Raw genomic sequence first — 12,440 nt, forward strand, 5'->3', positions numbered from 1 at the left:
CCCAGGACGGGCGAGGATGAGGTCCGATGTCCGATACGCCGAATACCGATGCTCCCTCCGCCGAGACGCAGGTCGACCAGGCCGTCGCCCAGGGCGGCGCCTACGACGTGCTTCGCCGGCGCCTCGACGAGCAGGGCGCGCGCCTGCGTGCGCTCGTCGAAGCACTGAACACGCGCCGCCTGCAGGAGTTCGGCGACAGCCGCATGGAGGCCATTGGCCGCCTGCGCATACGCACCGAGCACAACTCCGTCGGGCGCGACATCGTGCAGGTCGGCGACCTGCTGCTGTTCGGCTTCAACGTCTACATGGGCCTGAAGGCGACCACCTCGGTCGCCGACGTGTTCGGCATCTACCGGCTGGTGGAGACGGGCGATGGCTACGATGTGGCGCCGGTCGACATCGCGGCGACCTTCCTGGCCGATGATGCGTTCCAGCGCGACTTCAGCGAGCTGTACAGCTATTACAAGGACGCGCGGCTGCTGCAGCTGATCGTCCGTGACGGCCGCCTGCTGATGGCCTTCCAGATCGGCCTGAAGAACACGGACGTGCGGGTGTTCCGCTGGACGCTTACGGCCGAGGGCGAGGTGAACTACCTCGATGCACGCGGCGAGCGCGACATCGTGCTGCCGCCTCCGTTCGATTTCGAATGGACGCGGGCGACCAAGGACATGGAAGTCAGCGGCCGCCACCCGCACCTGAACATCCTCGACACCCTGTTCGTCGAGACCATCGGCGGCGACCTGACGCTGAAGGTGGAGAACAACACGGAGACCGGCGCGGGCGTCTACAGCGAACCGGTCGAGGACCGCACGCAGTCGCTGGACGACGCGCACATCGAGTTCGCGCGCGTGGGCTCGCTGATCCTGCTCAAGGTGCTGCCGTACCGCGAAAGCACGTGGCGCGGACTGGTCTACAACACGCAGACCGGCAAGGCGACCCGGCTGGACGCCATCGTGCAGGCCTGCATCCAGCTGCCCGAGGACCACGGCATCATCTTCCCGGGCGGCTACTACCTGCAGAACGGCGAACACAAGGCCTTCGACGCCGCCGTGCAGCACATGCAGTACAAGCGCACGATCCGTTCGCCGAACGGCGAAGACGTGATGTACGTCTTCTACGAGCGCGAGCCCGGCCAGGCCGCCCTGCTCGTCTACAACCTGGTGCAGCGCCGCCTGCAGCCGCCGGTGCTCGCGCACGGCTATGCGCGCCTGCACGACGGGCGCATGGTGCTGTTCCGCGCCGAGAACGACGACCCCACTCGCGTCCACCCGATGCAGGTATGGCAGACGCCCTTCAGTTCCGACGAGTTCGCTGCAACGCGCCCGGCGGGCACCTCGTTCATGGCGAGGCTCGGCAACGCCGAACTGGTGCGCGCGGTCTCGAACCTGTTCGACCTGGCCCGCGAAATCGAACGACCGGACGTGTCCGCGCAGCGCTACCAGCTGCTGACGCACGGCACGCGACGCCTGTTCGACCTGCACCACTGGATCGACGACGCCCAGTGCGACGGCTTGGCCACGTTGCTGCACGAGATTGCCGGCACCGGCGAATCGGTGCTGGACGAGTACGAGAAGGTGCAGGAAATCCGGCGCCAGTCCGAGACGGCAATGGCACAGGCGCAGCGCGACCACCGTGCCCTGCTCGGCCGGCTGCAGCCGGAGGGATGGAACGGCATCGGCGAGTTCGTCGACGCACTGGGCGCGGTCTCCCGGCTGCGTGGGCACCTGTTGACGCTGCGCGACTTCCGCTACATCGATACCGCCGCCATCGACGCCATGACGGCCGCGCTGCAGGAGGCGCACGAGCGGGTCGGTGCGGCGACCGGGGAGTTCCTCGGCGGCGAGAAGGCACTCGCGCCCTTCCAGCAGCGCCTGATCGAGTTGGATGCACGCGCGCAGAAGGCCGCCAGTGCGCGCGAACTGGCCGACGCCATCGAGGCCATGCAGGGCATGGCCGGCGAACTCGACATGCTGTCCGAGCTGATGGCGACACTGCGGGTGGACGACGCGACCCAGCGCACCCGCGTGGTCGACGCGCTGTCGGCCATCTACGCCCGCCTCAACCAGACCCGCGCACGCGCCACCCAGCGACGCCGCGAACTCGGCTCCGCCGAAGCCGTCGCCCAGTTCGGGGCGCAGTTCACGCTCTTCAGCCAGGCCGTGAGCAACGCATTGGCGATGGCCACCACGCCGGAGCGTGCCGATGAGCAGCTATCGCGCCTGATGGTGCAGCTGGAGGAACTGGAGAGCCAGTTCGGCGAACACGAACAGTTCCTCAGCGATATCCTGTCCAAGCGCGAGGAGATGCTGGACGCCTTCGAGGCGCACAAGCAGGCGCTGCTCGACGAGCGCCAGCGCAAGGCGCAGTCGGTGCAGGAAGCGGCCAACCGCATCCTGGAGGGCCTCGGTCGGCGTACCGAGCGCTTTACCACGCCGGATGAACTCAACGCCTTCTTCGCCGGCGATGCCCTGATCCTGAAGCTGCGCGAGCTGGCCGGCCGCCTGCGCGAGCTGAGGGACTCGGTGAAGGCCGACGACATCGAGGCGCGGATCAAGGGCGCGCGCGACCAGGCGGTGCGCGCGCTGCGCGACCGCAGCGATCTTTTCGAAGATGGCGGCAATGTCATCCGTCTCGGTCCGCGCCACCGTTTCAGCGTCAACACGCAGCCCTTGGACCTGACGCTGATCCCGCGCGGCGACACGCTGGCCGTGCACCTGACCGGTACCGACTACCTGGAGCCGCTGCAGGAACCGGCACTGGATGCACTGCGCGCCTACTGGGACGTCAGCCTCGAATCCGAATCGCCCTCGCTCTACCGCGGCGAGTATCTTGCGTGCCGTCTGCGGGACGACGCACTGGCGGGCGAAGGCGGACTGCGCGTGCAGGCGCTGGAGCACGCGCTGGCCGATCCCGAAGCGCTCGACAGGATCGTCCGCGAGTACGCCGCGCCGCGTTATCGCGAAGGCTACGAGAAGGGCATCCACGACCACGACGCGGCGGCGATCCTGCGCACCTTCCTTCCCTTGCGCAATGCCGCGGGCACCTTGCGGCACGCGCCGGCCGCGCGTGCGCTGGCGGTCGCCTGGTGGTGCCGCAGCGATGCGATGCCGCAGGAGGCGATCGACCGCATCCGGGCCTCCCGCGCGATCGATGCCCTGTCGTCGGCGGGCCGCGCCGTGGCGACGCTGCGCGACGAGCTGACGGCCACGATCTGCGAATGGATGCAGCGCGATGCGCTGCCCTTCGCCACCACCGATGCGACGGCGGCGGCCACGTTCCTGGTGGACACCGTCACCACGGCGACACCGACCTTCCGGTTCCCCCACTACGCCGACGCCCTGGCATCCGCGCTCCGCGCGCGCCTGGCCGACGATGCCGGCGGTGCCGTGCTGGCCAGCGCACTGCAACGGCTGGAGGCGAAACCCGCCGCGGCGTGGTCGCTGCTGCGGCAGGCGCTCGAAGCCCTGACCGCCCTGCCCGACCACGCTCATCTCGCCGCCTACGTGCCGGAAGCGATCGCGCTGCTGCGGCATGGCCCGCACCTGACCCACGTGGTCGAACACGTCACGCTGATGGCCACCGTCGACGGCCTGCTGGGCGAACACGCGCGCATCCGCGAGGGACGGCTGGCGCTCGCGGTGGACGACCTGCCGGCCCGCTTCGCCGTGCACCGCGAACAGTTCCTGCCGGCATGGCAGCAGTACCAGGCATTGCGCGGCGAAGTGGCGCAGCGGGAGCGCGCGGCGATGCGCCTGTCCGAGTTCAAGGCGCGTCCGTTGAGCTCCTTCGTGCGCAACCGGCTGATCAACGACGTCTACCTGCCCGTCATCGGCGACAACCTCGCCAAGCAGATGGGCACCGTCGGCGAGAACAAGCGCAGCGACCTGATGGGCCTGCTGATGATGATTTCGCCGCCCGGCTACGGCAAGACCACACTGATGGAGTACGTGGCGCACCGGCTGGGGCTGGTCTTCATGAAGGTCAACGGCCCGGCGCTCGGCCACGAGGTGCGCTCGCTGGATCCGGCGCAGGCGCCGGATGCGACGTCGCGGCAGGAACTCGAGAAGCTCAACCTGGCGCTGGAGATGGGCAACAACGTGATGCTGTACCTGGACGACATCCAGCACACGCACCCCGAGTTCCTGCAGAAGTTCATCTCGCTGTGCGACGGCACGCGCCGCATCGAGGGTGTCTGGCGCGGCAAGACCAAGACCTACGACATGCGCGGGCGCAAGTTCGCGGTGGTGATGGCGGGCAATCCGTACACGGAATCCGGCGAAGTCTTCAAGATCCCGGACATGCTGGCCAACCGCGCCGATATCTACAACCTGGACGATGTGCTCGGCGGCATGGAAGACGCCTTCCTGTTGAGCTACGTGGACAACTGCCTGACGTCGAATCCGGTACTGGCTCCGCTCGCCACCCGCGACATGGCCGACCTCTACCTGCTGGTCGACAAGGCGCGCGGAAAAGACGTCAGCACCAACCAGCTCTCGCATGCCTACAGCGGCGCGGAGATCGGCGAGATCGTCGCGGTGCTGCAGCGCCTGCTGACCGCGCGCGACGTGGTCTACCGTGTCAACCAGCAGTACATCGCCAGTGCCGCGCAGGCGGACAAATACCGGGTGGAGCCGCCCTTCCGGCTGCAGGGCAGCTACCGCAACATGAACAAGCTGGCGGAAAAGATCTCGCCGGTGATGAATGCTGCCGAGCTGCAGCAGTTGATCTCCGACCACTACCTGGGCGAAGCGCAGCTGCTGACCACCGGCGCAGAGGAGAACCTGCTCAAGCTCGGCGAACTGCGCGGCACGCTGACCGCCGAGGAACAGGCACGCTGGCAGCAGATCAAGGCCGACTTCCTGCGCAACAAGGCGATGGGCGCGGAGGATGCGGATGTCGGTGGCCGTGTGGTCGCGCAACTTGCCGACATCGCCGTCGGTCTGCAGCGGCTCGGCGAACCTGTCCCTGTGGAACCCCCTGCCCCTGCGCCATGGGAGGCATTGCTCTCCGCCCTGCATGCACTGCGCACGCCGGAGACGACCACGCCTTCCACGTCCGCTCCCGTGGCGCCCGTGCTCGATACTGCTCCCGTGCTGGAAGCCCTGCAGCAGACGATGGTGCGGCAGGACCAGCTCAACGCTGCCCTCGTCGCGCTGGCACAGGCGATGCGCAGCCACGGGCCGGCCCCGGCGCCTGCAGGTACGCGCAAGGCGAAGGCCCGGTCGCCGCGCGAAGCGGAATTCGACCAGGTCATCGCCAGCCTCGCCTTCAAGGAAGAACGTCCGACGCCCATCCTGGACATATCGCCATCGACGCCCGACACGGATGAAGAAGGGGAGCCGCGGACGTGAGCCTGCCGCTTCCCCCGGACGCCGACACCCTCGGCGTGGCCGAGCACGCCGCCGCCATCCGCGCATTGGCCCAGGCCGGCGCGGGCGATCTGCAGGCGACGCTGCGCGACCTGCGTACGGTGCTGCTGTCCGCCGATCCGCGCGCCTTGCGCCGGAGCGTCGGTTTCTGGGGCCGGCTGATCGGTCGCGACATCCGTCTCGCCGCCGAGGCACGGTCGCTGCGCGAACGCAGCGGCATCCTGCTGCGGCAGGCCGGCTTCGAAGCATCCCGGCTGCGCAACCAGCACGCAACGCTCGTCACGCATGCGCAGCAGTTGCGCGAGGCCTGTGCGAAGCTGCAGCACGAGATCGACGGACTCGCGCACCAGCAGGCCACGACGGAAGGCGGCATACCGCGCCTCACGCACCTCATCACCCTGCGCAGCGCCTACGAGGTGACCGCCAGCCAGTTGGACCTCGTCGCCGCCAATGCGCTCGCCATCGCCGAGCGCCACGCGCAGCAGCTGCCGCGGCTCACCGTGCTGCTGGACCAGCAGCTGGGCGTCGCCGCCGGTGCCGGCCACGGAATGCAGCTATCCTCCGCCATGCAGACGATAGACGCACTGGAAGCCCATATCGAACACCTGCCCGCGCCGCCCGTCGTATCCGCGACGTCGGCGCGCACCACCCACACCCAGGAGGCCCCATGACGACGACGAACCCCGAACAGACGCTCGTGCCCGCGGCGCTGTCGCCGCAGTTGCTGACCGACCTGGGCCTGGAAAGCGCCGACATCCCGCGCATCCAGGAGGCCACGAAGGCGCTGCAGGACATCGCGCCCGGCAACCTGCACACCTACGGCCGCGAAGCGACCACCAAGACCAGCGCCTTCAGCACGCAACTGCTGGACAAGGTCCGCAACGCCGATCTGGACAGCAGCGGCGACAAGCTGGGCGAAGTCGTGCGCATCGCCCGCTCGCTCAACCTCGAATCGTTCCATGGTCGCTCGAAGCTGCCCATCCTCGGCCCGCTGATCGACAAGATGCGCGCGACCAGGGATGACCTGGTCCAGCGCTACAGCTCCACCAATCGCCAGATCGACCAGCTGATGGCCGACGTCGGCAAGACCCAGCAGATCCAGCAGCAGCGCGTGCGCGAGTACGACCAGATGCACGACATCGTGCTGGAAGAACGCCGCGAGCTGGGCGTGCATGTGGCCGCCGGCCGCGTGCGCATCGCCGAACTGGAGGCGGAGCTGGCGTCGCTGTCGGGGAAGGAAGATCCGGAATCCCGCACGCGCCGTGCCGCCCTCGATACCGCACTGCGCCTGATCGACAAGCGCGTGTCCGACCTGCAGGTACTGCAGCACGCGGCCGACCAGACGCTACCGATGATCCGCCTGATCCAGGCCAACGCGATCCAGCTGATCGAGAAGTTCAGCGCGGTGCGCGACATCCCCATCCCGATGTGGCGCAACCAGTTCGCCATCCAGCTGTCGCTGGCCGACCAGCGCAACGCGGTCGAACTGGCCAATGCCATCGACGACGCCAGCAACGAACTGATGCGCAAGAACGCCGAACTGGTCCATTCGACCGCCGTCGGCACCGCACGCGCCAACCAGCGCTCGGTGATCGACATCGAAACCCTGCGCACCGTCAACGAGACCCTGATCCGCACGGTGGAGGAAGTCCGCGAGATCCACCGAGAAGGCATGGCCAGGCGCAGGCAGCTTTCGACGGAGCTCGTCGACATGCGCGAGGACCTGGAGAAGCGGTTGGCGCTGCCGACGGCGGGCAACGGCACGCCGTAGCGCGCGTAGGATGCACCCGCTGCCGGCCAGGTCCACGCATCGCCGCATTGGCAGTGCGCGTGGACGGCGAAGATCGGCGTGTGCGCCTTTCCGGATTCGATGCTGGCGACGTGGGCTGCGGCATGGCGGAGCCTGTCGACGCCACTGCGTCACGTCACATCACGTTATCGAAGATTTCTTCGGCACCGACGCTGCACTTCCTCCTCTAGCCACATCCAACGCGCTCCCGCGCGGTTAAACTGGCCCGCCGCACGGATGACCGCGCCGGGACAGCATCGGATCGAAGAGAAGAAGATGAGCGACGACGCCTATGTCACCTCCCGTCAGGCCAGTGGGTTGAAGGCCTGGGCATGCCATCCTGACAAGCGCCTGCTGGCAGGAAGCATGGACAGGACGATCGACCGCCGATGACGACCACCCTGATCCGCAACGCGGAGGTGTACGCGCCCGAATCGCTGGGGCGCCGTGATCTGCTGCTCGGCGGCGGCAAGGTGCTCTGGATCGGGACCGATGCACCCGATCTTCCCGCCGCCTTCGGCGCGCAGGTGCTGGACCTCGGTGGCCGTCGGCTGCTGCCGGGGCTGATCGACGGCCACGTGCACGTCACCGGCGGCGGCGGTGAGGCCGGCTTCGCCAGCCGGGTGCCTGCGCCGACGCTGTCGCGCTATACCCGCGGCGGCGTGACCACGGTGGTCGGCCTGCTGGGCACCGACGATGTCGCCCGCGGCACGCGCGAACTGCTGGCCCACGTCAACGCACTGCGCGAGGAAGGCCTGTCGGCCTGGGGATATGCCGGCGGCTACCATCTGCCGCCGGCCACCCTGACCGGCAGCGTGCGTGCGGACCTGGTATTCATCGACTGCCTGATCGGCGTGGGCGAGCTGGCGATCAGCGATCACCGCTCCAGCCAGCCGACGCTGGACGAACTGCTGCGGATCGCGTCCGAAGCGCACGTGGCCGGGCTGATGACCGGCAAGGCGGGCATCGTCCACCTGCACCTGGGCGACGGCTCGCGCGGCCTGGACCTGGTGCGGCGCGCGCTCGACCAGAGCGAGCTGCCGCCGCGGGTGTTCAACCCGACCCACGTCAATCGGCGCAAGGCACTGTTCGAGGAAGCCATCGCGCTGGCGCGGCGCGGCTGCAGCATCGACATCACCGCCTTCCCGGTGGACGAAGGCGAGGACGCGTGGAGCGCGGCCGATGCGCTGGTCCGCTACCTCGACAGCGGCGCACCGCGCGACCGGGTCACCGTCAGTTCCGACGCCGGCGGCTGCCTGCCCTGCTTCGATGCGCAGGGCCGCGTGTGCAGCATGGACGTCGGCCACTCCGGCGCGCTGGTCGACACGCTGCGCGAGCTGCTGGCCCGCGGCATCGCCCTGCAGGACGCGCTGCCGGCCTTCACGTCCAACGTCGCCGGGCTGCTGCGGCTGCCGGGCAAGGGCCGCATCGCGGTGGGTGCCGACGCGGACCTGGTGGCGCTGGACGCCGACGGCACGGTGACCGACGTGTTCGCCGGTGGCCGCCCGCACCTGCGCGATGGCGCGGTGCTGCGGCGTGGTACGTTCGAATCGCAAGACACCTGAAGCACCGGAGCACTCGATGCCAAGCAAGCCCGTCAACGGGGAACACCGCGGCTGGATCATCCCGATCGGCGGCGCAGAGGACAAGGACACCAACCCGCGCATCCTGGCGCGTTTCGTCGAACTGAGCGGCGGCGCCGACGCCGACATCGTCGTCATCCCGACCGCGAGCCGGCTGAAGGATTCCGGCACCCGCTACGAGACGCTCTTCCAGGGCTTGGGGGCGGCGCGGGTCGAGGTGCTGGACTTCGACACCCGCCGCGACTGCCAGGAGGAAGGCCGTCTGGCACGGCTGGCGGAAGCCAGCGGCATCTTCTTCACCGGCGGCAACCAGCTGCGCCTGTCCACCATCCTCGGTGGCACCCAGGTGGCGCGCTGCATCCGCCTGCGCAACGCCCAGGGGGTGACGGTGGCCGGCACCAGCGCCGGTGCCGGGTTCCTGAGCGAGCACATGATCGCCTTCGGTGCCGAGGGCTCGTCGCCGCGCGCCAGCAGCGTGCGCCTGGCGCCGGGGCTGGGCCTGACCAACCGCTTCGTGATCGACCAGCATTTCCGCCAGCGCGATCGCCTGGGCCGCCTGACCGCGGCGCTCGGCTACAACCCGTTCGCCATCGGCATCGGCCTGGACGAGGACACCGCCGCCTTCATCTCCCCCGACGATACGCTCGAGGTCGAAGGCAGCGGCGCGGTCACCGTGGTCGACGCCCACGACCTGCAGTTCTCCTCGATGGCCCAGGCCGGCGAGGACGACCCCGTCTGCCTGCTGGGACTGGGCGTCCACATCCTGATCGCCGGCGCCACCTTCAACCTGCATACGCGGCGGGCTTCGGCCGGCCGACTGGCGACCCGCAAGACCTGATCCGACAAGGGGACATCCTGCATGCGCATTCTCGAACGCTCCGTCTACGTTGGCCCCTCGCAGCATGCGCACTTCCCGGTGATCCGGCTGCTGCTGGACCTGGGCGACCTGGAACAGTGGCCCACCGCGCGCCTGGGCCCCGGCTTCATCGATGGCCTGGTGGCCGCGGTGCCCAGCCTGGCCGAGCACGGCTGCTCCTACCGCGAGCCCGGCGGCTTCCTGCGCCGCATGCGCGAGGGCGAAGGCACCTGGCTGGGCCACGTGCTCGAGCACGTGGCGATCGAACTCCAGAACATCGCCGGCGAGGACGTCACCTTCGGCAAGACCCGCAGCGTCGACGGCCGTCCGGGCGTCTACACCGTGGTCTACGAATACGCCCAGCGTGAGGAAGGCATCGCCGCGGGCGAACTGGCGCTGCGCCTGCTGTGCTCGCTGCTGCCCGAAGGCATCCGCCCCGCCGGCAGCATGCCGGCGGACTGGGACTGGGAACCGGCGCGCGACGACTTCATCCGCTACGCCCAGCGGCGCGCACTGGGGCCGTCCACCGCCTCGCTGGTGCGCGCGGCCGAGGAGCGCGGCATCCCCTGGCTGCGGCTCAACAATCAGTCGCTGGTGCAGTTCGGCCATGGCAAGTACCAGCAGCGCATCCAGGCCACCATCACCGGCAAGACCCCCCATATCTCGGTCGAACTGGCCAGCGACAAGGAAGAGACCAACAAGATCCTCGGCTCGCTCGGCCTGCCGGTGCCACGCCAGCATCTGGTCACCAGCCAGACCGAAGCGATCAAGGCCGCGCAACGACTCGGCGGGCCGGTGGTGCTCAAGCCCTACAACGGCAACCATGGCCGCGGCATCACCATCAACATCACCGGCGAAGACGAGATCCGCGCCGCATTCGACGCCGCCCGCGAGCACTCGCGCTCGGTGATCGTGGAGACCTTCCAGGAGGGCGCCGACCATCGCCTGCTGGTGGTCAATGGCGAACTGATCGCGGCGACCCGGCGCACGCCCGGCCACGTGGTCGGCGACGGCAGCAGGACCATCACCGAGCTCGTCGAGATCGTGAACCAGGACCCGCGCCGCGGCGTCGGCCACGAGAAGGTACTCACGCGCCTCGAACTCGATCGCGAAGCGAACCTGATGATGGAACGCGTCGGCTACACGGCCGACTCGGTACCGAAGGAGGGCGAAGTGGTGTTCCTGCGTTCCACCGCCAACCTGTCCACCGGCGGCACGGCCACCGACGTCACCGATGTCATCCACCCCGACAACCGCGACATGGCGGTGCGCGCAGTACGCGCGATCGGCCTGGACGTGGGCGGCGTGGACTTCATCAGTCCCAACATCGCCGAGAGCTACAAGAACATCGGCGGCGCGATCTGCGAGGTCAACGCCGCGCCCGGCTTCCGCATGCACGTCGCGCCCAGCGAAGGCACGCCGCGCGACGCCGCCGGCCCGGTGATCGACATGCTGTTCCCGCCGGGCACGCCCTCGCGCGTACCGATCGCGGCGGTCACCGGCACCAACGGCAAGACCACCACCGCGCGCATGCTCGCCCACATCACCAAGATGGCCGGCTACACGCCGGGCCTGACCACCACCGACGGCGTCTACATCGACGGCCAGCGCACGGTGGAAGGCGACATGACCGGCCCGGTGTCGGCGCGGATGGTGCTGTCCGATCCGCACATCGACCTGGCGGTTCTGGAGACTGCGCGTGGTGGCCTGCTGCGCGCCGGCATGGGCGTACCCGAAGTGGACGTGGGCGCGGTACTCAATATCGCTGCCGACCACCTGGGCCTGAAGGGCATCGACACGCTGGAACAGCTGGCGGAGATCAAGCGCATCGTGGTCGAGGTGGCCAAGGACTGCGCGGTGCTCAACGCCGACGACGTCAACGTGCTGAAGATGTCGGGCTATACCGATGCGAAGACCATCTGCTACGTGACGATGAACCCGTCGCATGCGCTGGTGCGCGAGCACATCCGGGCCGGTGGCCGCGCCTGCGCACTGGAGGCCGGCGTCAACGGCCACATGATCACGCTGTACGACAAGGGCAGCCATATCCCGCTGATGTGGACGCACCTCGTCCCGGCCACGCTCGAAGGCCGTGCGCTGCACAACGTGCAGAACGCCATGTTCGCCGCGGCCATGGCGTTCTCGCTGGGCATCAAGCTCGACGCGATCCGCCAGGGCCTGCGCACCTTCGACACCACCTTCTTCCAGGCCCCGGGCCGGATGAACGTGTACGACGAGCATCCGTTCAAGGTGGTGATGGACTACGCGCACAACGCGCATGCGGTGGGAATGATGGCCGACCTGGCCCAGCGTCTGGACGTGGCCGGGCGTCGGATCGTGGTGGTGGCCGCCCCGGGCGACCGTCGCGACGAGGACATCCAGGACATCGCCCGCGCGGTGGCCGGTCGCTTCGACCACTACGTGGTCAAGCGCGACGACAGCCTGCGCGGCCGCGATGGCGACGAGGTGCCGCGGATCATCGCCCGCGCGCTGCAGGCGGCGGGCGTGGCGGAGACGGCGATCACACAGATCCCCGACGAGCAGCAGGCCATCGACGCCGCGTTGCGCATGGGCAGACCCGGCGACCTGCTGCTGGTGTTCGCCGATGCCCTGGCCCGCTCGTGGAAGCAGATCACCAAGTTCACGCCCGAAGGCGCCGAGCCGCGCAGCGCCCGTACGGTCGAATTGCCGTCGCTGGCGCCGGCGCCCAGCGCCGACGAGGCGGCGGTGGCGGCGATGGAGGGCGTGATCCGCGAGGAGCGCGGACTGGTGTTCGCACGCCACGACGAGGACAGCGATTGAGCGGTGGCGATCCGCAACCGCCCGACCGCGCTCTCCACCCA

6 protein-coding genes are annotated in these 12,440 nt (G+C 68.9%); all 6 read left to right on the forward strand.

Going from position 1 to position 12,440, the window contains the following annotated elements:
* The first annotated feature begins 26 nt into the window (after positions 1-26).
* The 6 genes from CSC76_RS01350 to cphA all read left to right on the forward strand — a co-directional run bounded on the left by CSC76_RS01350 (position 27) and on the right by cphA (position 12,399).
* A complete protein-coding gene (locus CSC76_RS01350) occupies positions 27-5,351 on the forward strand; it encodes a DNA repair ATPase (protein ID WP_162108261.1) in 5,325 nt (1,774 codons plus the stop codon).
* Positions 5,348-6,040 (forward strand): hypothetical protein, encoded by a 693-nt coding sequence (locus CSC76_RS01355; protein ID WP_162108262.1) that lies wholly within the window; start codon positions 5,348-5,350, stop codon positions 6,038-6,040. Before CSC76_RS01350 ends, CSC76_RS01355 begins: the two co-directional genes overlap by 4 nt.
* On the forward strand, positions 6,037-7,140 hold the full coding sequence (locus CSC76_RS01360) for a toxic anion resistance protein (protein ID WP_162108263.1): 1,104 nt from the start codon (positions 6,037-6,039) through the stop codon (positions 7,138-7,140). Before CSC76_RS01355 ends, CSC76_RS01360 begins: the two co-directional genes overlap by 4 nt.
* Before the next feature lie 407 nt (positions 7,141-7,547).
* Positions 7,548-8,723 (forward strand): beta-aspartyl-peptidase, encoded by a 1,176-nt coding sequence (iadA, locus tag CSC76_RS01365; protein ID WP_162108264.1) that lies wholly within the window; start codon positions 7,548-7,550, stop codon positions 8,721-8,723.
* 16 nt (positions 8,724-8,739) lie between these two features.
* A complete protein-coding gene (locus CSC76_RS01370) occupies positions 8,740-9,579 on the forward strand; it encodes a cyanophycinase (RefSeq protein WP_162108265.1) in 840 nt (279 codons plus the stop codon).
* 21 nt (positions 9,580-9,600) lie between these two features.
* Positions 9,601-12,399, forward strand: a complete 2,799-nt coding sequence (gene cphA / locus CSC76_RS01375; protein WP_162108266.1) for a cyanophycin synthetase — start codon at positions 9,601-9,603, stop codon at positions 12,397-12,399.
* Positions 12,400-12,440: the final 41 nt, after the last annotated feature.

The sequence above is a fragment of the Pseudoxanthomonas mexicana genome (assembly GCF_010093385.1).
GTDB lineage: Bacteria > Pseudomonadota > Gammaproteobacteria > Xanthomonadales > Xanthomonadaceae > Pseudoxanthomonas_A > Pseudoxanthomonas_A mexicana.

What these genes read in the sequence shown, in the direction of transcription:
- cphA (WP_162108266.1), top strand. Translation starts at nt 9,601, where the DNA reads ATGCGCATTCTCGAACGCTCCGTCTACGTTGGCCCCTCGCAGCATGCG.
- iadA (WP_162108264.1), top strand. Translation starts at nt 7,548, where the DNA reads ATGACGACCACCCTGATCCGCAACGCGGAGGTGTACGCGCCCGAATCG.
- CSC76_RS01350 (WP_162108261.1), top strand. Translation starts at nt 27, where the DNA reads ATGTCCGATACGCCGAATACCGATGCTCCCTCCGCCGAGACGCAGGTC.
- CSC76_RS01370 (WP_162108265.1), top strand. Translation starts at nt 8,740, where the DNA reads ATGCCAAGCAAGCCCGTCAACGGGGAACACCGCGGCTGGATCATCCCG.
- CSC76_RS01360 (WP_162108263.1), top strand. Translation starts at nt 6,037, where the DNA reads ATGACGACGACGAACCCCGAACAGACGCTCGTGCCCGCGGCGCTGTCG.